Source organism: Sphingobacterium hungaricum, from assembly GCF_015210005.1.
Taxonomy (GTDB): domain Bacteria; phylum Bacteroidota; class Bacteroidia; order Sphingobacteriales; family Sphingobacteriaceae; genus Sphingobacterium; species Sphingobacterium hungaricum.
In genome coordinates this window covers 2,443,618-2,470,427 of the sequence record NZ_MU158698.1, presented here as the reverse complement: position 1 = coordinate 2,470,427, position 26,810 = coordinate 2,443,618, and the positions used below count along the sequence as shown (strand labels likewise).

Here is a 26,810-nt window from a genome sequence, read left to right as displayed (position 1 = left end):
TAAAGATAAATTAAGTACCTTTGCCAATAATTTTTTTGGGCAAATCAACTAACATAAAGAAATGAATAAAGGACTAATCGCATTGGCATGTGGTGGTCTTGCTATTGGCATGACCGAATTCACCATGATGGGTATTTTACCCGATATTGCAAAAGATGTGGGAATGACCATTCCAGAAGCGAGTAACCTGATTGCGCTGTATGCGCTGGGTGTTGTGGTCGGAGCGCCAACGCTTGTCGCTTTTACTTCGAAATATTCTCCGAAACATATATTATTATTTTTAATGCTGTTGTTTTTCGTCTTCAATGGCTTATTTGCATTCGCTCCAGATCGATTTACATTACTCGTATCTCGTTTTGTTGCAGGATTGCCGCACGGTGCTTTTTTTGGTGTCGGTTCTGTGGTTGCTGCGCGATTAGCAAAACCGGGTAAAGAAGCGCAGGCTATCGCCATGATGTTTACCGGAATGACGATTGCTAACTTAGCTGGAGTTCCTTTAGGTACCTATATCGGCCACCATTATACTTGGCGGATTACTTATGGTGTGATTAGCTTATTGGGATTGTTGACATTCGTTGCTATCTGGTTATGGATGCCAAATTTTGAAGTGAATAAAAATAACAACATCCGCAAACAGATATCGTATTTTACGACTTGGCAAGCTTGGTTAATGGTTGCAGTTATTGCGATTGGAACCGGCGGTTTATTTGCATGGATCAGTTACATCGCGCCAATGGTGACAGAAGTATCCAAATTGCCTGCCGACAGGGTGCCGTTTATTATGGTACTTGTGGGATTTGGAATGTTTGTTGGAAATATTTTAGGTGGAAAATTAGCGGATACCATATCGCCTTCAAAAGCGGCAATTAGTAGCTTTAGCGCGATGGCGATTTGTTTAGTGGTCGTTTTCTTTACGGCCGATATTCCATCCTTTGCTTATCCGATGGCTTTTATTACGGGAATGATTTCATTTAGTATCGGTTCTCCTTTGCAGATGATGTTAATCACAAATGCCAAAGGTGCTGAAACTTTTGCAGCAGCTGGCGGACAAGCAAGTTTTAATATTGGAAATTCTTTGGGTGCTTATCTTGGAGCAATTCCGATTGCTTATGGCTATGCTTATAATTATCCGTCGCTGATCGGAGTTGTGATGGCTACTTTCGGTGCAATTTTGGCCTATGTTTTCTTAGTGAAAGTGGTTTATAAAAACATGAACCGTTAATTCTTATTTATTAATTGGGTATGAAAAAATTAGCAAAAAAAGTCGTTCTTGTGACTGGTGCTTCAAAAGGAATTGGAGCAGAAGTTGCCAAAAAACTTGCAGAAAATGGCGCTAAAGTAATCGTTAACTTTTCAGGAAGCAGAGCAGATGCCGAAGAGGTAGTAAAATCAATCCTAGAAAACAATGGAGAGGCAATTGCCATTCAAGCGGATGTAAGCAAATCAGAAGATGTAAAATTTCTTTTTGATCAAGCTATTGCACATTTTGGCAAGATTGATGTTTTGGTCAATAATGCCGGTATTATGATCAATAAATTGATTAAAGATACTACGGATGAAGACTATGCAAGGCAATTTGATATTAATGTGAAAGGTGTTTTCAATACATTGCGCGAAGCGGCAACGAAATTGAATGACAACGGAAGCATTATTAATTTTTCGACTTCGGTCAATCGCTTGATGTTGCCGACTTATGGAGCTTATGTGGCGACCAAATCAGCTGTAGAACAATTGACACGCGTATTTTCCAAAGAAATCGGACATCGCGGAATCAACGTGAACTCCATTTCTCCAGGACCGACTAACACAGCCTTATTTATGGAAGGAAAATCGCAAGAAACGGTAGATCGTTTGGCATCGATGAATCCATTTGGCCGAATTGCAGAACCTGTTGATATTGCGGAAATCGTTGTTTTCTTAGCAAGTGATGAAGCGAAATGGATTAACGCACAAAATATTGGTGCCAATGGTGGCATGGCTTAAGCAAAAATTACAGTTTATTTTTTTATTGCTGCGCAAGGAAACTAAATAGTTCGAAAAGAAATAACATACAGTATTTAAAAACAGCCTATTCGCTTTAAAAACTTTTGTTTGTGTAACATCAAATGTTGTTTTCAAAATTGAACAGGCTGAATGCTGTTAAAAATTACCCCACGCCAATAATAATTGGCTCATCCTTCTAGTCAAATCGTCCCTGATTTAAAAGATTTTTAGAATTTCCTTGACGCAGTCTACTATTACGATATCTCCGCCACAGTTTCTTGTCGTTCCGGCTGTAACCCCCAATGTTCTGGAGAGCGCCAAAGTGCCGACAACAGCAATTCTCTTACGAAGATAAATTCCTTTGGAAGCTTATCGTAAATTTTGGTAAATAGCTCCTCATGGCTCAATAATTCGGCTTTCCAAGCTTCGCGATCTATTTCCATAATTTCCCTATAGCGCTGCTGCGAGAAATTTAAGCCCCGCCAGTCTAGATCTCGATAACGAGGAACCCATCCAATCGGGCTTTCAACAGCAGTTGCATGTCCATTCACACGCTCTATAATCCATTTCAGCACGCGCATATTCTCTTTGAATCCTGGCCATATAAAATTCCCTTCTTTATCCTTCCTAAACCAATTCACCGCGAAGATTCTCGGTGCGTCAGGCAAACGCCTTCCCATCTCCAACCAATGATTAAAGTAATCCCCAATGTGATATCCACAAAAAGGCAGCATCGCAAAAGGATCTCTTCGAATCCTTCCTTGTTCACCAAAAGCAGCTGCCGTCGTTTCCGATCCCATGGTACTCGCCATATACACTCCAAAATTCCAATTGAAGGTTTGATAAACAAGCGGAATCGTGGATTCTCTACGACCACCGAAAATAAATGCACTGATGCGCACACCTTTAGGATTTTCCCATTCAGGATCAATGGACGGGCATTGCGAAGCAGGAGAAGTAAACCTAGAATTTGGATGAGCTACAGGTTTTCCGCTATAAGGATCATGTCTCAAACCTTGCCAGTTAATGATATGTTCAGGTGGCTTTTCGGTGAGTCCCTCCCACCATACATCGCCGTCCGGCGTCAAGCCCACATTTGTAAATATGCTATTGCGTCGAATTGTTGCCATTGCGTTGGGATTGGTCTTCTCACTGGTTCCTGGCGCAACGCCGAAGTATCCGTATTCAGGATTTATAGCATACAGATAGCCGTCATTCCCAGGTTTAATCCATGCAATATCATCACCGATGGTCGTTACCTTCCAGCCGTCGATTTCTTCTGGCGGAATTAGCATTGCAAAATTAGTTTTTCCGCAAGCCGACGGAAACGCGGCTGCAACATAGGTTTTGTTTCCTTGTGGATCTTCAACCCCGAGTATCAGCATATGTTCAGCCAGCCAGCTCTGTTGTTTTGCCGCGGCTGAAGCAATGCGCAGTGCCAAGCATTTTTTGCCGAGCAATGCGTTTCCACCATATCCCGAACCATAGGAAATGATTTTTTGTTCTTCCGGAAAATGGACAATGTATTTAAGGTAGGGATTGCAAGGCCATTTATTATCCAAATCATCTGGTTCTAGCGGTGCTCCTGAACTGTGCAGGCATTTGATAAAATCAGTATCTTCTTTCAGCGATTTAAGTACTTTTTTGCCCATTCGGGTCATGATATGCATATTGACAACCACATATTCGCTATCGGTAATCTGGATTCCTATTTTTTGGATAATGGAGATCCAATAGGCCCCATGCAATAAGGAATCACGTACATTGTCCTTCCTTTCATGCTTCCTTGCAATAATTTAGACAATGTTTCTTCCATTTCCGAGGGATCCATCCAATTGTTAGTCGGACCAGCATCTTCCCTACGGCGGCTGCAAATGTAAGTCGAATCTTCTACACGCGCCACATCGCTCGGATCTGTAAAACAGGCGTAACTATTAGGCCATTTTTCTTCATTCAACTTGTAGAAAATCCCTTTATCTACCAATTGCTTGCACAAAGTATTGTATTCTTTTTTAGAACCGTCGCACCAATAAATGCGTTCGGGCGTACAGATGGAAGCAACTTCATGAACCCATTGTATCAAATCAGCATTGTTAGTCGGAAACAATTGATTTTCAGTCAATTTTTTATTTTCTTTTGATTCCATTAAGCCAAAAAATTTAAAACATATCCAAAAACTATTTAATAAACCTCCGTTAAAGGTGCAAATGCATAACTCCTAATAGTATAGAAAAAATAATCATCACTACGGATGTGCCTATCGCCCACTTCAGCGTAAACCGCTGATGATCTCCAAAGTCAACCCCAGCCATTCCTGTCAACAAATAAGTTGAAGGTACCAAAGGACTCAATAAATGAACCGGTTGTCCCAATAAAGAAGCTCTTGCCATCTCCGCACTGCCAATATCATAGGCTGCCGCCGCTTTTGCGAGAATAGGCAGTATTCCAAAATAATAGGAATCATTGTTCATAAAAAACGTAAATGGCAAACTTGTGAATGCGGTGATAATGGAGAAGTTGGGTCCTAGGGACTCCGGTACAATGGATACCAGGCTTCCTGCCATGGCATCGACCATTTTTGTTCCAGTCAGGATACCTGTAAATATTCCAGCTGCGAAAACCATCGAAGCGACGGACAACGCATTGCCTGCATGTTCATTAATTCGGTCGCGCTGATCGTTTAAGGAAGGATAATTGATAATTAATGCAACACAAAAAGCAATCATAAACAAAACCGAAAGCGGCAACACATTCATTACCAAACAAACCATAAGCCCAATGGTTAATGCAAGATTTACCCAAATTAATTTAGGACGTGCTGTGGATTTATTTTCTCGTTCGATGCTTTCCTCGATACGCTCTTGCTGTTCGAAATTGATAATCCCCAAACGTTTCTTTTCTCTTTTGCCAAAATGCCAAGCCACGAACAACACCCATAATGCACCGAATCCCATGACCGGAATCAATGGCGTAAATACCTGTGAAGTATCTAAATTCAACGATGTAATGGCTCTTGCTGTAGGGCCGCCCCAAGGAAGAATATTCATCACCCCCCCCGCTAGCATGCACATCGCAGTAAGAATCAAAGGATTAATCCCTAATCTTTTGTACAAAGGCAACATCGCTGAAACAACAATAATATACGTTGTCGCGCCATCCCCGTCTAAGGATACACACAAGGCGAGCAAGGCTGTACCAATCACAACTTTTAAAGGATCTCCTTTAACCACATGCAATATTTTTTTGATAAGCGGCTCGAATAAGCCCGCATCAGTCATGATGGAAAAATATAAAATCGCAAAAATGAGCATAATGCCCGTAGGTGCAATGGATTTGACACCATCAAGCATCATCGGTCCGATAGATGTTCCGAAACCTCCTAACAGGGCAAAAATAATAGGTATCACAATCAAAGCAGTCAGCGCATAAAGCCTTCCGCTCATGATGAGGTACATAAAAACAATAATCATTGAAAAACCGAGTACTGCTAACATATAGTCTAGTATTTAATTAAAAAATGAATGTAAATGAGGTTGTGCCATGTTTTAATCTTTTATTTTGGTTTTAACGTAAATGATAAAATCAATCCCCCAAAAATTAAAAATATGCCCACAAAACTTTGAAGCGTATAGGTTTCTTGGAAAAAATAGTATCCAACAATCAGTGCGAATACAACTTCCAAATAACGCAACACGGCTAAAAAACTAACTTGGTTTCCTGGATCCTGCACCGAACTGGTAAAAAACAATTGTGCAATAAAACCAATTCCTCCGATAAGCAAAAACCAAATCCAGTCGGTCAATGTTGGCGTAATCCAATTCGGAATTACAGCGATGCTGCTGGCAAAAATGGAGATCAGCATAAAATAATGAAGAATCACAAATGGGTGATCATCATCGCCTATTTTACGGATTACGATATAGAGCAATCCGCCAGATACGGCAGCGATTAAACCTATGCAAACATCAAAAAAGGCAATCCGGGTATCGAAACCCTTCAAAAGAATGATGCCAATGAACGAGATAAAGAAACAGAACCATTGTAAGGGTCTGATTCTTTCTTTTAAAATCAAAACCGCGAATATCGCAGTAAATATGGGTGAAAGGTATTTGAACGCTACTGCAGAACCGAAGGGAATTTTAGTTAAAATATAAAAGAACGAAACCATCGATACAGTTCCGATAATTCCTCGATAGATAAGCAGTTTGCTATTTTTGCCCTTTAACGAAACATGCTGATAACTTAAAACAAGAACACACAAAATCCAGCCCACTATCGATCTAAAAAAGACGTGATGAAAACTGCTGAATTTGGGCATGAATTTTATGAGTGACTGCATAATTGTAAAACATAATGCACTTATAATCATATACTGAACACCCTTGCTGAAAATAATCTTGTTCATCAGTTTTTTTGATTAACAATTTCGTACATCTGTTCTACTTTTTAGAAAGAGAGGGGAATTTCACCCCTCCCTTCTTTTTTAAAACATAAAACTATACATATGAAAAGCAGGAACATTCTTAATCTTGGGCTTAGAAACCTACACGTACCGCCGTGTAGTAATAAGCGCCCATAAAACCAAACTGATTGGTAAAACGAGTATATGGAGTCTGTCCAGATCCAGTCAATGAAGGGAACGCGATGCGATCTGGATACACATTTCCAACATTGTTTGCTCCTAAAGTCCAACCGATTCTCTTCGTGATATTCCAAGATAAGGAAACGTCAGTCAAGATTTTTGCACCAAATGTTTGATCTTGATTTGCAGCAGCATCATTTTGCAAGACAGAAACTTCTCCAAAATAAGTACCACGTACCATCGCTTCAATCATTTTATAGCTATAATTTGCGGATAAGATCACCTTACTTTTTGGCTGTGCAACTTCGATAAGTCCAATCATCGAACGATCTATAAGCTTGCTGCCAACAGATGCGAGCGGTGCAGGAGTACGAATTTCTCCCCTTACTTTCGTTTCATTAAACATCAAGGCAGCACTAATGCTCAAATCGCTTTCTAGTCCCAAATTCTGGTTATATGTTGACACAATGTCTAAACCTTTAGTTCTGGTATCTATTGCGTTAGAGAAAAACTGCACAAGGGCATATCCTGAACCCGAGAAAATTGGAGATAGTTCATCGCTCGTTGCATCCAATTGAGAAGATATTACAATTTTATCTTTGATATCGATTTGATATGCATCAACGGTCAAAACAAATTTATTTTTGAAATTCAGTGTTGCTCCCAAATTGTAATCCATAGAAGTTTCCGGTTTCAACGCTCCAACACCCGCTGCTTGGACATATGGATTATCATTTCTTAAATGGCCAACAGGGTAAGAATCGAAGACACCATCAATAGTCAGCCATTGCGCATCCGCATCGCTGCTGTAATACAATTGATGCATAGATGGCGCTCTGAAACCTTTGTTGATTGAACCACGCAATGAAAAGTACTCTCCAATCTTATAGCGAGCAGATAATTTACCTGATAAATTGCTTCCAAAATCACTGTAATTTTCAAAGCGCAATGCTGCACCAAGCAATAAAGCATCATTAATATCGGTTTCTAAATCTCCATATATACCGATGTTGCTGCGATTTCTACTCACCGCATTATTCACAGAGAAACCTTCACGGCCACTCGCACCAACGTCCGTTCCTGTTAAGGGACCCACCATCCATGAAGCATCATCACCTTGGTTGATTTTATAATGTTCTAGCCGACCTTCTGCGCCAAACGAAACATCAAATGATTTTAAATTGCCAACCTTGAATGGCTTATAAAAATCAACGTTTGTACTGTTTTGGCTAAAGATCAGATTTCCACCAAAAAACTCTGTCGGAGAAGCTTGTCCATAAGATGGGTTTACCGTATTTTCAGAATATAATGCAATGTGATTTCTTCCAAATGTATTGCTGAAATCCATGCTCCATCCATCAAGCAAAGTTCTTTTTACTCCTATAGCGTTACTGAAATCCTGTAATTTTGCCGGAAATACTGGAGAATAACCATTTGGAAAAATTTCCAAAACTCTTCTTTTTGTATTGGATGGTGGGCGGAAAAAGCCATATGCAGTAATATCTTTATACGAATAGCCTCCAAAAGAATAAATAGCCCAATCATTTTTTAACGGAATTTCAGCGTTGTAGAAAGCAATTCCATTTGTGTTTTTAGCTATCCCATATTTAGTATCTTCAATTTGGCGATTGAAATTTCTCGCTTCGATCATTTCAGCTTCGACTACCGGATCAGAGCTATACACGGTTCCTGTATATGGTTCTGAACGATCAGTAGGGTCATTATGGTGCATCTGCAATGTGGTATTAAAGAAACCACCATTTTTTCCTAAAGGCAAACCAAAATTCACGCTTTGTTCATAGGTTTTTCCATCTCCTTCTTTTGTTAATCCATAATGCGCAGAGTATTGTCCGCCCGAATCATTTCTTCTTAATTGAAGGTTCACAATTCCGGCAATCGCATCAGAACCATATTGTGCGGCAGCGCCATCTCTCAAAATCTCAACACGTTCGATAGCCGCAGAAGGAATTACGTTCAAATCCGTTCCAACTGTTCCGCGTCCGACAACGTTATTTACGTTTAGTGCTGCAGATTGGTGGCGGCGTTTTCCATTGATCAAGACCAAAGTTTGATCAGGTCCTAGACCGCGCAATGTTGCAGGATCCACATAGGATGTCACATTACTGATTCCATATTTTGTAGAATTAAATGATGGCGCAGAATAATGGATCATCTGACCCAATTCCGTCTGACCTGTTTTTTGGATATCTTCGGCAGAAAATACATCAACAGGAACAGGGCGTTCAACATCTGTACGAGGTCTACCGCGAGATCCAACAACAGATATGACATCCACGCTAGCAAAGCTTGTGACCAACTTAATTGCATAATTGGATGCAGCGCCCACGGTGATTTCCTGCGTGGTGTAACCTAATAGGGATATAACAAGTACATCGCCTGGTTTTGCGTCAATGGAAAATTTACCATCAGCATCCGAACTTGCACCCGTCTTCTGTCCTTTAATCGTAATCGAAGCTCCTGCTAGGGGTTCTCCATCTTGTGCATTCGTAACAATCCCGGTAATCGGATTTGCCTTCTGTTTCGTCTCAGCTTCAGCTGGGATTTCCTTCCCAGCACTGGTTGTTTTGTACAACAAGACTTGATTGTTAACGACTTTGTAGGCCACATTATTGGAGCCGAACAATTCATCCAAAATATCCTTGATTTTCTTATCGACTGCCTTTATGGATACCTTGCGGTCAGTCTGTATGGAAGTCGAACTAAAAATAAATTCAACCTCAGTTTTTCGGTTTATTTCTGAAATGACAGTTTTCACTTCTTCATTGTGTGCGTTCAGACTAATTTTTTTATCTAAAACGCCCTGTGCATCCGCGCTTTTGGCAAGAGCAACAAAGGTAAATGTGGCAAAGAGAAAAACTTGTATGGTAATTAATTTCATGCAAAATGTAATTTCATCCAGCAATAGAAAATTTTTCATAACTTTAATTGTTTTTGATTGTGTAAAATGTGCAGACAAAAACCAACCTGCTACTGAGCAGATTGAGAGTCGGTAATACTGGTACTATTGCCGACTTTATATTTTTCGGATTTATCCTGATGAGAAGTATTCTTTAATCATAATTTTTTATTTTTCGTTTATAAATTTGTTAGTTTGAGGTTCGATTTTTAATTAAAATTTTGGTTCCTTTAATTTCATACTCGTGGTTAGTAGATAGGCAAATTAGATTTAGCATATCGTAAAGTGATTGTTTGGAGATATCACCTGTAAATTTTTCATTATAACTATTTTCATTCTCAACCAGAATATCGATGCCATAGGTCTTTCCTATTTTTTCAAAGACATTGACTAGTTTTTCATCATCAAAATCAAAATTTGACGGAGAGAAATCGAGCTTAGCTGTGTCCGATTGAAGTGGCTCAGGATTTTCAACTAGCTGTGTAATAAAATTCCGATTTTTCACATCATAAACAATTTGTTGATTCGGTGTGATAATAGTTCCATTACTTTTCTTCTGCTCTTTGTTTAAAGGAAGGTAATCTGCATCTTCCGATACCATGACCTTTCCAGTCTTAACCGATACAACCATTTTGCCAATCTCATTATCGGATTGAATATCAAAGCTGGTCCCCAATACTTGGGTAAGCAAATTTCCGGCATGAACGACAAACGGTTTTGAAGGATTTTTGGCAACATCGAAAAACGCTTCGCCTTCTAAATAAACTTCCCTTTTTCTTTCTGAAAATTGCGCAGGGAAAGCCAAACGCGAAAATGCTTTTAAAACTACCGTAGAACCATCCGCTAATGTGATTGACTTAGTTTCCTCGCTATCATTAATTATCTCATCCAAGTGTTGGCTTTTTTTAGCGATTTGATAAGGTAAAGAAACCGCATCTTGATTGACCAAAGCATAGATACTAAATCCTAGCATAGCAAATACAGCAACAGCGGCAACCCACCTTAACACGATGGTATGCAATGGTCTTCTAATCGGAATCAAAGGAGTGTCAGATAGTTTGGATTCACGTTCGATATGTTCCCACATCTCTTGCTCCACAGCAGATAATTCTGAATCGTCTAATGACCTAAAAGAATCGTTATAAAGTAATTCATACCAATGATCGATTAGCGCTCGCTCTTCATCAGTGGCAGTACCCGAAACATATCCTTTTAATAGTTGTTTAAAGGAATCCCTGTTCATGTCTATACTTGGTTATTAATAGTAAGACAGGCTTCCTAGGATAATCCCTAAATAAAAAATGATTTTTTTTCTAATTATTGTTATTTAACTGTAAATCAGTTATTTTATTTATGATAATTAGCGAAGATGAGGGAGTGATACTAGAAATTATGATAACTTCCTAGAATAAAACATGCGACCATAAAATCTTTTAATTTAAACCGTAAAGCCTTTAGTGAAGAGGTGATGTGGTATTCAACCGCTTTCTCGGAAAGATTCATCTGAATTGCAATTTCCTTGACAGATAACTTTTCAAATCTGCTCAATTGAAATACTTCCCTTGTTTTGACTGGAAGTTCAGAAAGTGCTTTTTCTAAAGCAAAATAGAGTTCGTTGTATTGAACTGTCGATTCTGTTTCCATTGTTCGGTCATCGTAACTGGAGACAACATGCTCTTGATATTTCCGCTGTACAATGGATGTTTCTATGTAATTGATTACTCTATTTTTAATGGTAATCTGAAGGTAGTTTTCAAGTTTGTCAATGATTAGGACATTTCTTTTTTCCCAAAGATTTAAGAAAACATTTTGGACAAGCTCTTTTGCAGTTTCTTTAGAACCCAAGCGATAATAAGCCGTTTGAAATAACAGCTTCCAATACCTACTATAAATCTCTTTAAAAGCAATTTCATCATCCGCTTTTAAAAGCTTAGATAAAATTTCATTTGAGAGCAATTTGTAATCCATAAATCTGTAAAAAAGTAAGTTAAGCGGAATCAACAAACTGGAAATTAGTTGATTCTGCTTAGAAAGTATACTAGGTATTAATTATTTTATGTTCTATTTCTTTACCAATAAATCTACTAAAGCATCGATTTCCTTAACCACCCCATCATCAGAACCCGAGAAGCCTACTGATTTGTATCGAATGTTCCCTTCTCCATCGATGAAAAATTTTGTAGGTATTCCAGATACTTTATAGGCCGAGACTACATCAAAAGTGTCTGGATCTTTGACATTAGGCGTGTCATATAAAACGTTAAAACTGTATTTATTTTTCGTAATAAATTCGTCGACTTTCGTCTCTCTTCCTTCTAAATCTTCCCATGTGTTCACAAACAAAAAGACAACATTTGGATTGTCAGCATACTTTGCAATAGCTTTTTGCATTCCGGGAAATGATGCAATACATGGACCACACCAAGTTGCCCAATAATCCAGAACAACCATTTTGCCTTTGAAATCTGATAGACTAACTTTTTCTCCCTTAAGGTTATTAAGCGAAAATGCTGGAGCAGTAATATTGATCATTTTTTGCATTAGCTCAGCATTTTTCTTTTCTTTAGCAATGTTTTCAACTCCTGCCCAATACGTTTCAAAAGAACCTTCTTTTTTCAGGATTACATACAAATCCTTTAATTCACTTTTCAATGTGTCTGACCCCATACCTTCTTTTGTCAGACGCTCCGCTTCGTTGAATGCCTTTTCGTATTCAGCATTCTTTACAAGATAAATTACACGCCTAGTCAGAATCTCTGGATCCTCTCTCGTAAAGTTTGCGATTGCTTTTTCCTGCATCGCCAAAGCATCTTTAAAATTACCTTGTCGGTAAAGCAATAAGGCATAGGTATCAGCATACATGCCATATGTCGAATTCAGATTTTTAATGTACTCATCCCTGTTGCTAAATCGTGTAGGAACTTCATCATTTTTAGCTTGTTCAACTAAATCAAGTGATTCTTTTGAGATTTTTGACGCGAAATCTACATTTCTGTTTTCTTCTGCAGAAGGCCATGCATTTTGATTGTATAAACTTGCTCTAGTCAATTTGTCATCAATCTTGTTTGCATAAAATTCGAATTTTTCATTATTCTGAGCTTCAGAAAATGAACTAGCTAATAATGAATTGATCATGCTTAGCTTATCTGCATTTTCTTCTGTTCCATCATTTAAATTAAATTTTGAAATCAATTCGGTAGCTTTCTGCTCCCTGACCAAAGGATCAGCTTCTTTGTAGAAATCTCTGAACGCTTCATTGTAAGCATATTTTCCATTAGGATATTTATTTAAAATAATCTTGCCTACTGAATCTGCTTCTGCTTCTTTCTTCAATTGATTGTATAAATTCAAACTCAAACTTAGATCCTTTTCTGAGGGATTTTCAATTTTAGATAAGCGCGATAGGTTTTCATTAATAAGGGTGGTTCCTGTTTCTTGATCAACCTGTAATTCCAAAGAAAGGTAACTCTGCAAATTCTTCTCTTTTAGTTCTGGTTTCAATTCAAAAGCTTTTTTGTAAAGAGCCAAACCTCTAGGTTGATCCAAGGGAATTCCTAAATAATATCTACCGTTGAGTCCCAATAAATTTCCTTCATTCAAATAGGTTTCTGGTAGTACCTTGCTTTGCTTGGTAAATTGCAAAATGTAACCATCAAAATCATCATCATTCGAAAATCGCAAGCCTATCAAGGTTGTACTGTCAGCGGAGTTAAACTCGCCTTTATAAATTGAGCCATCTTTTACTAAATCAATGGCTTTACCCACCGGGTTAGCTGTTGAATAAAAAGTGTAAAGCCTACAAGTAATATTTTCTTGATCTTTAAGGGCTGTACCTGCTGGATCATAGGTGAAACTAACTTTAGTGCCTGCTTCTGGCTGATCTGAAGAAAATTTGACAGCCTGTGCTTTCGCTATTGAGATAGTTATAAGCAACACAAATAATAATTTTAGAGAATTCATTTGTATGTAATTTATAATTAGTAGAATAAAATTATTCTATTTTAATGGAATAAGCAAGAATTTGGACATTAAATTTTAAGAAATAAATTGTCTTAAGAGAAACCAACAATCACGCTTGAATTATGTTATATTATTTTTTTTTAAAAATCAAAAAAAACATGTAAATTGTCGGATAGAAAAACCCTATTAACCGTGCTATTAATACCTGATCATGAGAACTTTGCACACTTTTATCTTTTTTTTTATTTGTAGCGTTTGCGCTACAAATGCACAAGAATTAAACATTTATACTGAACAGGCCCAAAAAGGTTATTCAGTATATGTGGATAATGATGCAATTTATCCCCAATCGCTGCTTCTACAATTTAAGTTGACAAATCTTGCATTCGACAATGACAATTACTCGATATTCGTCTTGCCAGCAAAAACTAAGCGGTATAAAATTGGCAATCTCACCGTTCAGAACCCTCGCCTAAAAAATTCATTCTCTTACACGACCAAAACAACCAAAGGCGATGTACTTTTAGATGTGAAAACCAATGCTGTGGTTTATGATTTACCCTACAAAAAGGGAAACTCATTTAAAGTGAGTCAAGGATACAATGGAAATCTGTCGCACAAGAATGAGTTTGCTTTGGATTTTACGATGCCTATCGGAACAGAAATATTGGCTGCCCGTGAAGGTACCGTAGTCGAAGTTGTACAGCATAACACAAAATCTTGTCCTCAGGAGGAATGCAAAAAATTCAACAACTACATCACTGTGCTCCACAATGACGGATCTTTTGCGAGCTATGTCCATATTAATTACAATGGCGCACGATGCAAAGTAGGTGAGGTCATTAATCGGGGCGATGTAATCGCCTTAAGCGGGAATACAGGATGGTCTTCTGGACCTCACCTGCATTTTGTCTGCTTTTTTGGAGGATTTGATGCTGTACGAAGTTTCGAAACGAAATTTAAACTAAATGACGGAAGTCTTGTAAGTGTATTGGATGAAGGAAAAAGCTATTTAAGAGATTATTAAGCAACCTGTTTAAGCAATAAACTAAATGTCCCGCGCAATAGCAGTCGCAGATGCCCACGCCCACTGAAAATTGTAGCCACCTAACCAACCGGTCACATCGACTGCTTCGCCTCCAAAATACAAACCAGGCATTTTCAAGCTTTCTAACGATGTTGCGTTCAATTCTCTTGTAGATACGCCACCACGCATAACTTCAGCCTTCTCGTACCCCTTATCGCCCGCAGGCTTCACTTTAAACGCGTGTATGGTCTCAACAATTAATTTTGCATCAGCTTTGCTTAGCGAAGCGACTTTCACCGAGATCGGCAAAAATTGCCCCAAAGCATCGACCATTTTCTTGGTGAAATAATCATTCAGAATTTGTGAAATCATGCGTTTACCGCCTTGATTGCGCTCTTGCTTAATGATGTCTTCGAGTTTAAATTTTGGCAATAAATCAATTGTAATCTCCTCGCCTGCTCGCCAATAGCTTGAAATCTGCAAAATCGAAGGACCGCTTAATCCCCAATGCGTGAAAAGAATATTTTCTTCAAATGAAATCTGCTTGTTGTAAACCTGAGCGAAAACAGAGTTGCCGGACAAGGATGCATACCAATCTGCATGCTTACCAGTTATTGTTAATGGGACTAAAGCGGGAGCCGTTTGAACGATGGAATGCCCGAATTGCTTAGCGACTCGCAAGGCAAAGTCAGATGCTCCTAATTTTTGTATGGGTAAACCTCCGCTAGCTAACACAACCTTTTTGGCTTGTAAAGTCTGAATACCTTTTGCCGTCTCTACTTCTACATTGAAGAAATCATTTTCTTTAACAATCGATTTAACCAAAGAATTTAACCAAATATCCTGTTTGCTTTGGTAAAGCAATTTGGTAAATACAGCAACAATGTCTTTGGCTTTATTTGTTTTTGGAAATAATTGTCCCAATGTTTTCTCTTCGCCAAAAATTCCATTGGATTCAAAAAAGTTTAAGGTATCGGCAACGGTCCACTGTTCGAAAACGGTATCCAAAAGCGAAAGGTCATCGGAAATAAAATTGGCCGAAGTCGTGCCGAGATTGGTATAATTACATCTTCCGCCACCTGAAATTAAGATTTTGGCTCCTACTTGTGCATTGCGTTCGATCAGGAGTGTTTTCTTTCCCAACAAACCCGCCTGCACAGCACACATTAATCCGCATGCGCCTCCACCAATAATCAATGCATCATACTGCATTAGGAAATCAATTGATTTTCGATCGCAATCGTTCGTTGTTCTTTCCAAGATTGCTCAGCCAATTCCAATAAACGAATTACGTCACGCGCTTGCTCTGGCTTCACGATCAGTTCTTGTTTATTGTTCAATACTTCAACAATGTTGTTATAAAAATCCTGACCGCTTCCGATTTCGGAAACAACAGTTTCTTCGACGTCCACGCCATCAACCAGCAAACTCAATTGTCCGTAGATTTTCTCATTCTCTTTTCCCCAGTCGGCATGCTCATGAGGCAATGCGCCAGCGCGCAATAATTCCTCTTGAGGATCAGTTCCCTGTTTGACAAAACAGCCATTCCATCCATAGATCGCAAAACGAGGCGTAGGAATTTTGGCTAGCATCTGCCCTCTTAAAATCACTTTGGTATGTGGATAAGAAAGAATGAATTCAAAATCATCTATAGCCTTTGCTCCTTCTCGCTGTACTCGAAGATCAGCAAAGATAGCTTTTGGACGACCAAATAATTGCAAAGCCTGATCCAATAAATGCGCACCTAAATCGTAATGTATGCCCGAGCCAGGAAGATTTTCTTCGCGCCAAGCTCCCTTTCGAAGGAAATTCCTAAATCGATCGTAACGCGCTTCATAATTCACTACCGGCCCAAGTTTTTCGCTAGCCAGCACAGCTTTCACAGTCTTAAAATCAGAATGAAAACGGGCATTATGATGAACCGTCAATAGCAGATTTTTTTCCTTTGCTAAAGCGATCAGTTCATCGGCTTCCGTTGTAGTATTGGTAAAAGGCTTTTCCACAACCACATGTTTTCCAGATTCTAACGCCTGTTTAGTAAATGGATAATGCATGTCATTGGACGTAGCTACCACCACCAAATCCACTTCCGGATCGTTGAAAATATCATCAGCTGATGCTACTGCAATAGCTGTTGGGTATCTCGAAGCCAATAGCATTTGTTGCTCCTCTTTACGAGCGGTCACTTTATACAATTCCAATGCTGGATTGCCTGCGATAAAGGGCGCATGGAATACTTGTCCGCCTATTGAAAAGCCAATTAGTCCTACTTTAATTTTCTTCATGGTATGATTACATTCTTTCAGGCACTTGGATACCCAATAGGTTCATGCTTTGCGCAATGACCTTTGCGGTCGCAGCGGACAATTGAAGCCTAAAGTTCTTCACTTCTTCCACTTCAGCTTTTAGGATGCTCTCTTCGTGGTAGAACTTGTTGTATAGCTTCGCTAACTCATAGACGTAATTGGCAATTTGTGCGGGACTAAACTCTTTTGCTGCCAAAGCCAAAATAACAGGGAAGTTTCCAAGTGTTTGGATTAAATCGCGTTCATAAACTGATAGGCTTCCTGGTGCAACTTTAGAACCGTTTGCCCCTGCTTTAGATAAGACAGATTTGATCCGCGCATGCGTGTATTGGATAAAAGGTCCAGTATGTCCTTGGAAATCGACGGATTCATTCGGGTCAAATAGCAAACGTTTTTTAGGGTCAACTTTCAATAAGAAATATTTCAAAGCGCCCATTCCTATCATATTGTATAATTGAACTTTAGATTTGTTATCTAAACCTTCTGTTTTACCTAGTTCTTCGGTACGAACTTTTGCTGTTTCCAACATTTCGGACATCAAATCATCAGCATCGACCACTGTTCCTTCTCGCGACTTCATTTTCCCTGATGGCAAATCCACCATTCCGTACGACAAATGAAATAATCCATCTGCCCAAGTTTTACCCAATTTCTTTAAGATCAAGAATAAGACCTTAAAGTGGTAATCTTGTTCGTTTCCGACGACGTAAATGGATTCATCCATTTTAAATTCATCGTACTTTAATTGGGCTGTGCCCAAATCCTGTGTGATGTAAACGGATGTTCCATCGCCTCTCAAAACCAATTTTTGGTCTAATCCTTCGGCGGTTAAATCAATCCAGACTGAATTATCTTCTTTCTTGAAAAACACGCCGTTATCCAATCCTTCTTGAATAATATCTTTACCTAGCAAGTAGGTGTCCGACTCATAATAAAATTTATCAAAATCAACACCCATCTGTTTGTAGGTTTCCGAAAATCCAGCATACACCCAGGCATTCATTTCCTTCCACAATGAAATCACTGCTTCATCGCCGGCCTCCCATTTCTGCAACATTTCCTGTGCTTCCAAAATCAAAGGAGCCTGTTTCTTCGCTTCTTCTTCGGTCTTGCCAGCTTCTTTTAATTCGTCGATCTGTTTTTTATATTCCTTGTCGAAGACAACATAATATTTCCCGACCAAATGATCACCTTTCAACCCAGAAGATTCCGGTGTTTCGCCTTCGCCAAACTTCTGCCAAGCGAGCATAGATTTGCAGATATGAATTCCACGATCGTTGACTAAATTTGCTTTGACAACGTCAAAACCATTCGCTTTTAATATTTCCGCGACAGAATAGCCCAATAGGTTGTTACGAACATGCCCTAAATGCAGAGGCTTATTTGTATTCGGTGACGAATATTCTACCATTACGCGTTTTCCATTTGCTGGAAGCTGACCAAATTGTTCATCAGCAATTTCATCGTTCAACAACGAAATCCAATACGCATCCGAAAGACTGATGTTCAGAAATCCTTTGACGACATTGAAATCCACAATCTCTTGAATCTGCTCTTTTAAATAAGTGCCTAAATCTGTCGCTGTCTGCTCTGGAGACTTTTTTGAGAAACGGGTAATCGGAAAAACCACCAAGGTGATCTGTCCTTCAAATTCCTTGCGTGTATCTTGAAAAGTTAGTTGTTCAGTTGATATTTCTGCTTGATAAAGGCTTTTTACAGCTTCGATCGTCGATTGAATAAGCTTCTGTTGAATAGAATTCGCCATGTAATAAATAAGTAATTTTTATAAATCCCTCATACTGAATGTAAAATTTATAGCTTAAGCTATATAGGTATTCAATACGAAAGTCTATCTTTGCCAAAAATAATAAAAAATGCAGAGCTATCAGGAATTTCTTGACTTAAGTGTTGGTTTTCCACAAGACGGATTCGAAATCATCGATGACGAATTGTACTTCCACGATTTAAATCTGATGGAAATGATAGAAACGTATGGCACGCCCCTACGATTCACTTATCTACCTATCGTCAGCAAAAAGATCCAACAAGCGAAAATATTGTTTCAAACAGCAATTTTGAAGCATGATTATCGTGGGTCTTACAAGTATTGTTATTGTACCAAGTCTTCGCACTTCAAGCACATTGTGGAAGAAGCGCTGAAGAATGACATCCACTTGGAAACGTCATCCGCATTTGATATGCCTATGATTGAATCGTTGGAACGTCAGGGAACGGTAAACAAAGACATTACCGTAATCTGTAATGGGTTTAAGACCTATCAGTACAAGACCTATATCATCGATATGTTGCATGATGGATTCAAGAACATTATCCCCGTTTTGGATAATAAGGAAGAATTCAATTTGTATGATGATGAAGTAGAGCTGGATGAGCCTTGTAATTTAGGCATTCGCATCGCGGCGGAAGAACAACCGGACTCGCAATTCTATACTTCGCGCCTAGGTGTTCGCCAGGAAGATGTGATTGATTTTTACAACAACAAGATTTCTACGAACCCAAACTTTAAAGTTAAGCTTTTACACTTCTTTATTAATTCTGGTATTTCGGATACGCCGTATTACTGGAATGAATTGGAAAAATACGTGACATTATACTGTAAATTCAAGAAAATCAATCCTGATTTGGATACCTTGGATATCGGTGGTGGGATGCCGTTTAAAGATTCTTTGGTACATGATTTCGATTACGAATACATGGTCAATGAAATCGTTAACCGCATTAAGCAAATCTGTGCGCATCACGAAGTGATGGAACCTGATATCATTACGGAATTCGGAAAATATACAGTTGCTGAGGCTTCTGGAATTTTATATAAAGTATTGGGCAGAAAGCAACAAAATGACCGTGAAAAATGGTTTATGATCGATGGCTCTTTTATCACAAATCTACCTGATGTGTGGGCGTTGAACCAGAAATATATTCTGTTGCCGATCAACAACTGGGATTCGGAATACGAGAAGGTAAATATCGGTGGAATCACATGCGATGGCCAAGATTATTACAACCAGGAAGCGCATATGAACTCGGTATTTATGCCTAAAACACGTAAAGTCCAATATATCGGATTCTTCCATACGGGAGCTTATCAAGATGTATTGAGCGGCTATGGCGGAATACATCATTGCCTATTGCCTTCACCAAAACATGTGCTGATTCGCCGTAACCGCGATGAAACGTTTAACTATGAAGTATTTGGTGAGGAACAGAATTCTAAGCAGGTAATGAAATTATTGGGGTACCAATAAAAAATTCAAAAGTAAAAATTCAAAAGTAAAAAACCGGCAAGGGGGATTACTTAGAATTAATTCAAAAGTGAAAATTCAAAATTCAAAAAACCTGCTATCCTACATTTTGAATGTTCTAAAAATTTATAAGCAGTCCCTAAAAATGGAGACTGCTTATATCTGAGTTTGAAGAATTAGGCTCAACAATTCTTTCATGACAAAACCATGACATTTAAATGACAATAAAATACTGTTTTTTATTGACCTAAAAACAAGTCAGCATCAATTTTCCTTACCCAAACTTGACATCCTGCACATAGGCAAAAATATAGGTTTAAATACCAATAAATGCGGATTTATCTTGAAAAATAGTTAAAAATTTGGACAGGTTCTCTCCTTTTTTTTGCTTACTCTCAACATTTTTCGGCTCAATTCCATGACATTTTGGGGGCAAAAAAAAAAGTTTCGGAAGGCTCTCAGAAAGTTTCGGAAGGGTCTCAGAAAGTTTCCGATCACATAAATAATTTCCTTAAGGTTCCCCCTTCGGGGCTAAGGGGGAATTTAGATTTTTTTATTCTAGCAAATTGGCTTTTCTGCTTTGTTGCCAATTGAATCTGTCGTCGGACTACAATTCATGGATTTTTGGTGGCAATAATTTGTAGACCACGGGAGTCACTATCCTTGACAATAAAGTCGAACTGATCAAACCGCCGATCATTACGATGGCCAAAGGTGAAATCAACGGATTGGATGACCAAGCAATCGGCAACAATCCACCTATCGCCGTCAACGTCGTTAAAATAATTGGCAGAAAACGAATTTCTCCGGCTTGTTCTATTGCCTCATTGAGTTCCATTCCCTCCTTGCGCAACTGATTGGTAAAATCAACCAGCAAGATGGTATTCTTTACTTCGATTCCTGCCAGGGCAATCAATCCAACTGTAGCTACAAAAGATAGCGTATTGCCTGTAACTAAAAGAGCCAATACCGCACCCACAATCCCCAACGGAATAACCGACAGCACAATCAATGTACTTTTCAGCGTTTTGAATTCCAGAACCAGTACAGCTATAAACAGAAACACGGTGATAATAATAATCGTTCCGAATCCTCCAAAAGTCGCTTCGCGGCTTTCCACTTCGCCACCCATTCGGTACGAATACCCTGCTGGAAAATTAAATTCATCCATCTGTTTTATCACATCCTGAATGACTTTATCATTTGTATAGCCTTTGGCAACAAATGAATTCACAGCAACCACCCTGTTCTTATCTTCATGATAGATGGTCGAAGGAGAGGATTCAAACTCCAAGCTCGCCAATTGCGCAAGCGGAATGGCTGTCCCGGCTAGGTTATTGACAAAAATCCCATCGAAAATATCCAGTTTAGGCAAATTGCCGCGAGGCACAGTCACCTGAATATCGTATTCATTATCTTCGGAATTGGGATCCGTAAACGTGCCTACGGAATAACCCGCCAAAGCGACACGAACGGTTTGATCGATGGCTGTATTGGGCACGCCCAAGGCCATCGCCTTTTCCGTGTTGATCGCCACTTTCAGATCAGTTTTGTTATTCTTCACCGGATTATTGACATAAGCCGTTCCTTCGGTAGCAGTCAACAACTGCTCAACCCGAGAAGCGAGTACCTGCAGCGTATCCAGATTTTCACCGAACACACGCACTTCAACCGGAGAAATCACAGGAATTCCCTGTTCGAAATCACGCACTTCCACCTTCGCTCCTAAATAGGGAGTCCATTTTTTGCGCAGCTCCTCGATAATCCTAACTTTTTCTTTTGCTTTGACGCTTTCGTTGAGCTGGACAAATATTTCGGCATAGTCCGCGCTTTCATTCGCCTGTTGCATGTTGTAATAAATCCGCGGATTTCCTTTTCCAACATTACTCGTAAAGTATTTGACTTCGGGAATCTTCTCCAGTTCCGTTTCAATATTTTTTGTGATGCTATCTGTCAGTAAGATATTGCCCTGCAAAGGAGCTTTGATATGGATCATAAATTGTGGCTTCTCCGATGCCGGAAAAAGACTGAAGCCAATCACGGGGATCAAGGCGGCCGAACCAATAAATATCAGCAAGGCAATCAGCAGGGTAAACCTCGGACGCATCAGCGCTTTGTCTAGCCAAACCGCATACGTTCCATGGATTACTTTCTGCATACCCCGTAAAATGGCGTTTCCTCCCTCCTGTTCATGAGGTTTTAAAATCCTGCTCGCCAAGAAAGGTACAACCAAAATGGCAACGAATAAAGAGCCAATCACCGAAGCAATCACGGCCGTAGGCAAACTGCGGATAAAATCTCCAGCCATCTCAGGCATAAACATTAAAGGGATAAACGCAATCACCAGAGCCGCGGTACATCCCAATACCGCTAGCGCAATCTGTTGCGTACCTTTCACCGCTGCTTCCACGCGCGAAAACCCATCCCGCATCCAGCGCTCGATATTCTCAACCACGACAATGCTATCATCCACAACCAATCCTAAAGCGACAACAAAACCAACAATACTCAGCTGATTTAGTGAATAGCCCAATAAATTCATCGCAATCAATCCTAATCCGAGCGACAAAGGAATCGCGATCATCACGACCAGCGAAGCGCGCGTGCCCAAAGGCAATAGGGTAATCAGAACAAGCGTTATGGCAATCAGAAAATCAATCCCCAAACCCGATAAGCGGCTATTGACATTATCTGCCTGATCGAAATTTTTAACTAGTTGCACATTCGCAGGCAATTTTTGTTCGAATTTATCCAACACCTTTTGGTATTGTTGCTGCGTTTCGGTAATGTTCAAGCCTTCTTTTTGCGAAGCATTGACCAAAACCGCCTGATACCCATTCAGGCGAGTGACATGATTGTCTGCCGCAAATGTCGGATAGACTTCCGCAACTTCTTTCAACACGACGTTTTTGCCTTGAGCGCTTGAAATAATCGTATTTCCGATTTCTTCAATGCTTTTGTAATTGCCACTGGTGGTTACGCTATAGGTTTTATCGCCCGCCAGAACTGCTCCTCCGGGAATATTTTGATTTTCATTTTGGATTGCTTGTACCACTTGGTTCATCGGGATATGCAGTTCTGCCAATTTAGCCTGATTCAGGTCGATGCGAACCAGTTGATCCGGCAATCCGGAAACTTCCACGTTCTTTAAGGATTTAACCTTTTCCAAATCGGACTTCAATTCATCCGACAGCTTTTTCATGGTCGTTTCCGAAGCATTCTCCGAAAGGAGCGCCAACTGCAATACACTTACATTGGAAGGTTCAATCTTGCGCACTTCCGCTCGATAGATGTTGGGAGGCAATTCTGAACGAGCGGCCGTTAATTCCTGAACAAGCTCTTGGTATTTCTCTTGGTAATCAGATTCATATTCGTACTCTACAAAAATAAAAGCTAATCCATTGTTGATTGTGGTCTTGATTTTCTTGATGTTGTCGAGGCTATTGAAGCGCGCTTCCAACGGTTTTACAACCAGCTGCTCCATATCCGCAGGCGTGGTGCCCGGATGGACAACAATAACCGGAAATGTCGGTGGTTGCGTGTCAGGATCTTCTGCCCGAGGCATGGTCATCACGGTCGAAAAAGCGACGACCATCACCATCAATACCATAATTAGGGTAAATTGATAGTTCTTTATAGGATAACTAATTAAGTTCATGTGCTTTGGGATGAGTGAGTTATTTAGTTATTTTTATAAATGATCCATCCATCAAATACGGACTTCCAGAAACGATAATGCCTTGGCTTTGCGGTAAATTTGCTTCGATCAACACATCATTATGTTCGATTGCCTTAACCTGCACCTTTACTTTTTTGGCTGTTTTCCCATCTTCGGTAATGAAGATATAGCCTTCATTCGCGTTAGCATCCAATAAGGATTCGTAAGGAAGCTTGATGAATTCACTTTTGTTGACCTTCGTCTGAATGGTTGCCTTGCCAAACATTCCAGATGCCAATTTATTTTCCGGTTTATCCTTTAGTTTCAAGAAAATAGAAAATGTTCCCGATTGTGGATCTAAGCCTTCCGATTTTTTAAAAACATAGGCTTCGACTGCTGCATTTAAGCCATCGGACTGAATCGTCGCCAAGTCACCGTTCTGAATCTGATTCCATTGGCGGTCGCTGACGCCAACTTTCAGCATCCAATTTGCATTGCTTGCGCCATTGATCTGAAGCACAGGAGTTCCAGGCCCGACGACTTGACCTTCATTCGCCAGTTTTGCTAATACATAACCGCTGACGGAAGCATGAATCTGCGAATAAGCCTGGTTATAGCCCACGGTATTTAGGTCTTGCTTCGCAAAATCCAAAGCCGTTTTGGCATTTTGCATTTGTTCCAACGTGGCAACGCTATCGAGGTATAATTTTCGGACGCGGTCATAGTCACGCTGTGCTTTTTCTACGCCCAACTTGGCTTGTGCGCCTTTAGCATCGACCTCATTCCGGTTGACGGTAGCCAATAATTGTCCTTTGCGAACCGCATCACCTTCTTTGACATAAATCTTATTGATGACGCCTCCGTTTTTGAAGCCTAAAAGCGTTTCATCATCAGTTGTAAAAACGCCCGTTGCCTGAACCTGGTTGTTGGCTAAGGTATTTTCCATGGCCATCAGCGTAACCGGAATGGTATCGGGAACTACGATAGCGGATTTCGTGTCCGAATGACCACATGCGGCAAGAAAAACAGTACAAACTGATAAAATACCAAATAAATAAAGTGTAGTTTTCATAGTGATTAATCTAAAGGATAAGCAGCGCTCTCGCGCTCTAGCTTAGCTAGGGCAACTAATAAGCGATACGTAGAAATATTGTTAGCTAAACGAGCAGAAGTGTATTGATTGCGCGCGTCAATGGTTTCGATATAGGTATTGACCCCTTCATTAAAACCGCGCTGGATCAGCCTTTGGTAAGTTGCGGCTGCATTCACCTGAATTTTCGATGATTCATAGTTCCGATGCGCTGCAATCACATCGTTGCTAGCTACCTGAACGGCAAGCTGCAGCTGCTGTTTGGCTTGATCCAATTTATTCCTTGCTTCAGCAACTGAAATTTCGCTTTCCTGAATCTTCAGTTTATTTCGGTTGCCCGCAAATATAGGGATGGACAACTGCGCGCCGACAAGGTAATATTGCGACTGGCTGTTCACACGCATCTGTTCTGCCTGTGAACCCAAGTCCACGAAAGCATTTAATTTTGGCAAAAAGACCTGCTTGTCCATTTTAACCAATAATTCCTGGATATGGATATTGGTCTCCAGCGCATCCAGTTCTTCGCGTTCCGCGAATGTAGAATTCAAATCCGGAACGGTAGTTTTATTCGATAAAAGCGTCGAGTCAAGTTCAATTGCATCCTGAGGATCTCGATTCAATAGGGAATTGAAATACAGTTTCGCATTCTGTTGTTGCTGTTTTGCTTCGACTATTTTCGCTTCGCCTTGCGCAATTTCAGCATCGGCTCGAATGACATAAGCTGGAAGCCCTTTTCCTGCATCCAACAATTTTTCATTTACACGCTTGCTTTCTCGAGCCAATTGCAATCCTGATTCATGGATAGCCACGGCATCCGCAGCGCTCATATAGGTATAATAGCCTTCTTTGATGTCTTTGACCAGTTCCCGTTTATAAATCTCGATTTCCTTTTGGCCAAGCGTGACGACCTGCTCTTTAATAGCCTTATTGTTCTTGATGTCAGCGTTAAACAATGGCATGCTTGTCCTAATTTTCGCATCGTAATAATGTTTCGGAAGAAAAGTAATTTGCTCGTTGGCAATGTTGGGGAAAGCATTCGACTGCGTGATCTGATTCAGTGTGTTGTATACCGGATTAAGCATATCACCAACCGGTAAATCAATGCTCCTTCCGCCATCAGCATGCGTATAGGTGAAATCAAAACCAATGGTCGGCAAATACATATTCTTCGCCATTTTTAATCCATTCAAGGCTTTATCCAAACTGAGGTTCTTCTCCGCCAACACGAGGTTATTTTTTAAACCCAATTGGATATAATCATCCACTTGCTGGGCTCGGCTTTTTTCCGGCAGAAGAAAAAGAGCTAAAAAACTTAAAATTATTAATGCTGTTCTCATTATTAACAGTGTTTATTTTTTGACAAAAATTTTTTATTGTTTGGTCCTAGCCAAGAGGTCTATATACAACTTGAATGATTCTTCGATCAGGTTTTCGTTCTCGATCTGCAGGTTTTTTACTTCCGCGACTTTTTTCAAATGTCCCATCAAGTACAAGGAAACCATACCGTGCACAGAGGTCCAGGCATTTACGGCCATGAGTTCTTTATCCATATCTTTAAAATAGCCTTCGGCTTGACAGTCGACGATTGTTTGTTCAAGAAAATCAAACACGCGCTCTCCTTCTTCCCATTCGTCGCCGCAATTCTGATTAACAAAATCCATCGGATCCTTTAGCATAAACATAACAAAGTAGTAATCAGGGTTTTTAAAACCAAAATCAATATAAGCTTTGCCGATCGCTTTTAATCGTTCAAATGCTGATTCTACATGCATCAATGGCAGAAATTGCGTCCGCAAGAGACTAAAGCCTTCTTGATGCAAGGCGTAGGCAATGTCATTCTTATCTTTATAGTATAGGTAAATGGTTGTTGGGCTAAATTCAATCTTGGCGGCAATCTTACGTATTGAAGTTGCCTCGAAACCTTCCTTCACAAATAATTCTTTTGCTGCCTCTAAAATTTTAGAACGAAGATCTTCTTTATGTTTTTGCTTTCTTTCTTTTATTCCCATAACAGGACAAAAGTA

Annotated in this window: 19 protein-coding genes; 4 read left to right on the top strand and 15 right to left on the bottom strand. The window is 39.7% G+C overall.

Annotated elements, in window-relative coordinates; translation table 11 throughout:
* Positions 1–61: 61 nt before the first annotated feature.
* Both C4F49_RS13940 and C4F49_RS13935 read left to right on the top strand, forming a co-directional pair.
* A complete protein-coding gene (locus C4F49_RS13940) occupies positions 62–1,222 on the top strand; it encodes an MFS transporter (RefSeq protein ID WP_196936457.1) in 1,161 nt (386 codons plus the stop codon).
* Between the two features lie 20 nt (positions 1,223–1,242).
* The gene (locus C4F49_RS13935) at positions 1,243–1,983 is read left to right on the top strand and encodes an SDR family oxidoreductase (RefSeq protein ID WP_196936456.1); all 741 of its coding nucleotides are present in this window, start codon (positions 1,243–1,245) and stop codon (positions 1,981–1,983) included.
* Between the two features lie 254 nt (positions 1,984–2,237).
* Here the strand turns inward: C4F49_RS13935 and C4F49_RS13930 are convergent, their stop codons facing one another.
* The 8 genes from C4F49_RS13930 to C4F49_RS13900 all read right to left on the bottom strand — a co-directional run bounded on the left by C4F49_RS13930 (position 2,238) and on the right by C4F49_RS13900 (position 13,442).
* The gene (locus C4F49_RS13930; protein WP_262894788.1) at positions 2,238–3,731 is read right to left on the bottom strand and encodes a phosphoenolpyruvate carboxykinase (GTP); all 1,494 of its coding nucleotides are present in this window, start codon (positions 3,729–3,731) and stop codon (positions 2,238–2,240) included.
* Positions 3,692–4,129, bottom strand: a complete 438-nt coding sequence (locus tag C4F49_RS18105; RefSeq protein ID WP_262894787.1) for a phosphoenolpyruvate carboxykinase (ATP) — start codon at positions 4,127–4,129, stop codon at positions 3,692–3,694. The genes C4F49_RS13930 and C4F49_RS18105 overlap by 40 nt, the downstream gene beginning before the upstream one ends.
* 49 nt (positions 4,130–4,178) lie before the next feature.
* Positions 4,179–5,477, bottom strand: coding sequence for a CitMHS family transporter (locus tag C4F49_RS13925; RefSeq protein WP_196936455.1), 1,299 nt, complete (start codon positions 5,475–5,477; stop codon positions 4,179–4,181).
* Between the two features lie 59 nt (positions 5,478–5,536).
* Positions 5,537–6,388 carry a DMT family transporter gene (locus tag C4F49_RS13920; protein WP_196936454.1) on the bottom strand — a complete coding sequence of 284 codons (852 nt, stop codon included), beginning with the start codon at positions 6,386–6,388 and terminating at the stop codon, positions 5,537–5,539.
* A gap of 130 nt (positions 6,389–6,518) precedes the next feature.
* Positions 6,519–9,503: a TonB-dependent receptor domain-containing protein gene (locus C4F49_RS13915; RefSeq protein WP_196936453.1), complete on the bottom strand. Its 2,985-nt coding sequence runs from the start codon at positions 9,501–9,503 to the stop codon at positions 6,519–6,521.
* A 169-nt stretch (positions 9,504–9,672) separates the two neighbouring features.
* Positions 9,673–10,725, bottom strand: a complete 1,053-nt coding sequence (locus C4F49_RS13910) for a FecR family protein (RefSeq protein WP_196936452.1) — start codon at positions 10,723–10,725, stop codon at positions 9,673–9,675.
* Between the two features lie 140 nt (positions 10,726–10,865).
* Complete coding sequence (locus C4F49_RS13905) at positions 10,866–11,450, bottom strand: RNA polymerase sigma-70 factor (RefSeq protein ID WP_196936451.1); 585 nt, start codon at positions 11,448–11,450, stop codon at positions 10,866–10,868.
* 93 nt (positions 11,451–11,543) lie between these two features.
* Positions 11,544–13,442, bottom strand: a complete 1,899-nt coding sequence (locus tag C4F49_RS13900) for a TlpA disulfide reductase family protein (RefSeq protein WP_196936450.1) — start codon at positions 13,440–13,442, stop codon at positions 11,544–11,546.
* Positions 13,443–13,653: 211 nt separating this feature from the next.
* Between C4F49_RS13900 and C4F49_RS13895 the strand changes: the two genes are divergently transcribed.
* On the top strand, positions 13,654–14,469 hold the full coding sequence (locus C4F49_RS13895) for a M23 family metallopeptidase (RefSeq protein ID WP_196936449.1): 816 nt from the start codon (positions 13,654–13,656) through the stop codon (positions 14,467–14,469).
* A gap of 21 nt (positions 14,470–14,490) precedes the next feature.
* Here the strand turns inward: C4F49_RS13895 and C4F49_RS13890 are convergent, their stop codons facing one another.
* Genes C4F49_RS13890 through argS form a run of 3 tightly spaced genes read right to left on the bottom strand, consistent with a single transcriptional unit; the run spans position 14,491 to position 18,540 of the window.
* Positions 14,491–15,681 (bottom strand): BaiN/RdsA family NAD(P)/FAD-dependent oxidoreductase, encoded by a 1,191-nt coding sequence (locus C4F49_RS13890; RefSeq protein ID WP_196936448.1) that lies wholly within the window; start codon positions 15,679–15,681, stop codon positions 14,491–14,493.
* Positions 15,681–16,754 carry an oxidoreductase gene (locus C4F49_RS13885; protein ID WP_196936447.1) on the bottom strand — a complete coding sequence of 358 codons (1,074 nt, stop codon included), beginning with the start codon at positions 16,752–16,754 and terminating at the stop codon, positions 15,681–15,683. Before C4F49_RS13885 ends, C4F49_RS13890 begins: the two co-directional genes overlap by 1 nt.
* A gap of 7 nt (positions 16,755–16,761) precedes the next feature.
* A complete protein-coding gene (gene argS, locus C4F49_RS13880) occupies positions 16,762–18,540 on the bottom strand; it encodes an arginine--tRNA ligase (RefSeq protein WP_196936446.1) in 1,779 nt (592 codons plus the stop codon).
* Between the two features lie 109 nt (positions 18,541–18,649).
* Between argS and C4F49_RS13875 the strand changes: the two genes are divergently transcribed.
* A complete protein-coding gene (locus tag C4F49_RS13875; RefSeq protein ID WP_196936445.1) occupies positions 18,650–20,041 on the top strand; it encodes an arginine decarboxylase in 1,392 nt (463 codons plus the stop codon).
* Between the two features lie 604 nt (positions 20,042–20,645).
* Here C4F49_RS13875 and C4F49_RS13870 read toward each other — a convergent pair.
* From C4F49_RS13870 to C4F49_RS13855, 4 genes are read right to left on the bottom strand one after another with little or no spacing between them, the layout of a single operon-like run.
* Positions 20,646–23,696 (bottom strand): efflux RND transporter permease subunit, encoded by a 3,051-nt coding sequence (locus C4F49_RS13870; protein ID WP_196936444.1) that lies wholly within the window; start codon positions 23,694–23,696, stop codon positions 20,646–20,648.
* Positions 23,697–23,715: 19 nt separating this feature from the next.
* Positions 23,716–24,768 (bottom strand): efflux RND transporter periplasmic adaptor subunit, encoded by a 1,053-nt coding sequence (locus C4F49_RS13865; protein WP_196936443.1) that lies wholly within the window; start codon positions 24,766–24,768, stop codon positions 23,716–23,718.
* A 5-nt stretch (positions 24,769–24,773) separates the two neighbouring features.
* Positions 24,774–26,123: a TolC family protein gene (locus C4F49_RS13860; RefSeq protein WP_196936442.1), complete on the bottom strand. Its 1,350-nt coding sequence runs from the start codon at positions 26,121–26,123 to the stop codon at positions 24,774–24,776.
* 33 nt (positions 26,124–26,156) lie between these two features.
* The gene (locus tag C4F49_RS13855; protein WP_196936441.1) at positions 26,157–26,795 is read right to left on the bottom strand and encodes a TetR/AcrR family transcriptional regulator; all 639 of its coding nucleotides are present in this window, start codon (positions 26,793–26,795) and stop codon (positions 26,157–26,159) included.
* Positions 26,796–26,810: the final 15 nt, after the last annotated feature.

Bases quoted from the DNA above. Each gene is read 5' to 3' on its own strand.
- C4F49_RS13940 (WP_196936457.1), top strand. From the start codon at position 62: ATGAATAAAGGACTAATCGCATTGGCATGTGGTGGTCTTGCTATTGGC.
- C4F49_RS13935 (WP_196936456.1), top strand. From the start codon at position 1,243: ATGAAAAAATTAGCAAAAAAAGTCGTTCTTGTGACTGGTGCTTCAAAA.
- C4F49_RS18105 (WP_262894787.1), bottom strand. From the start codon at position 4,129: ATGGAATCAAAAGAAAATAAAAAATTGACTGAAAATCAATTGTTTCCG.
- C4F49_RS13925 (WP_196936455.1), bottom strand. From the start codon at position 5,477: ATGTTAGCAGTACTCGGTTTTTCAATGATTATTGTTTTTATGTACCTC.
- C4F49_RS13920 (WP_196936454.1), bottom strand. From the start codon at position 6,388: ATGAACAAGATTATTTTCAGCAAGGGTGTTCAGTATATGATTATAAGT.
- C4F49_RS13915 (WP_196936453.1), bottom strand. From the start codon at position 9,503: ATGAAAAATTTTCTATTGCTGGATGAAATTACATTTTGCATGAAATTA.
- C4F49_RS13910 (WP_196936452.1), bottom strand. From the start codon at position 10,725: ATGAACAGGGATTCCTTTAAACAACTATTAAAAGGATATGTTTCGGGT.
- C4F49_RS13905 (WP_196936451.1), bottom strand. From the start codon at position 11,450: ATGGATTACAAATTGCTCTCAAATGAAATTTTATCTAAGCTTTTAAAA.
- C4F49_RS13900 (WP_196936450.1), bottom strand. From the start codon at position 13,442: ATGAATTCTCTAAAATTATTATTTGTGTTGCTTATAACTATCTCAATA.
- C4F49_RS13895 (WP_196936449.1), top strand. From the start codon at position 13,654: ATGAGAACTTTGCACACTTTTATCTTTTTTTTTATTTGTAGCGTTTGC.
- C4F49_RS13890 (WP_196936448.1), bottom strand. From the start codon at position 15,681: ATGCAGTATGATGCATTGATTATTGGTGGAGGCGCATGCGGATTAATG.
- C4F49_RS13885 (WP_196936447.1), bottom strand. From the start codon at position 16,754: ATGAAGAAAATTAAAGTAGGACTAATTGGCTTTTCAATAGGCGGACAA.
- argS (WP_196936446.1), bottom strand. From the start codon at position 18,540: ATGGCGAATTCTATTCAACAGAAGCTTATTCAATCGACGATCGAAGCT.
- C4F49_RS13875 (WP_196936445.1), top strand. From the start codon at position 18,650: ATGCAGAGCTATCAGGAATTTCTTGACTTAAGTGTTGGTTTTCCACAA.
- C4F49_RS13870 (WP_196936444.1), bottom strand. From the start codon at position 23,696: ATGAACTTAATTAGTTATCCTATAAAGAACTATCAATTTACCCTAATT.
- C4F49_RS13865 (WP_196936443.1), bottom strand. From the start codon at position 24,768: ATGAAAACTACACTTTATTTATTTGGTATTTTATCAGTTTGTACTGTT.
- C4F49_RS13860 (WP_196936442.1), bottom strand. From the start codon at position 26,123: ATGAGAACAGCATTAATAATTTTAAGTTTTTTAGCTCTTTTTCTTCTG.
- C4F49_RS13855 (WP_196936441.1), bottom strand. From the start codon at position 26,795: ATGGGAATAAAAGAAAGAAAGCAAAAACATAAAGAAGATCTTCGTTCT.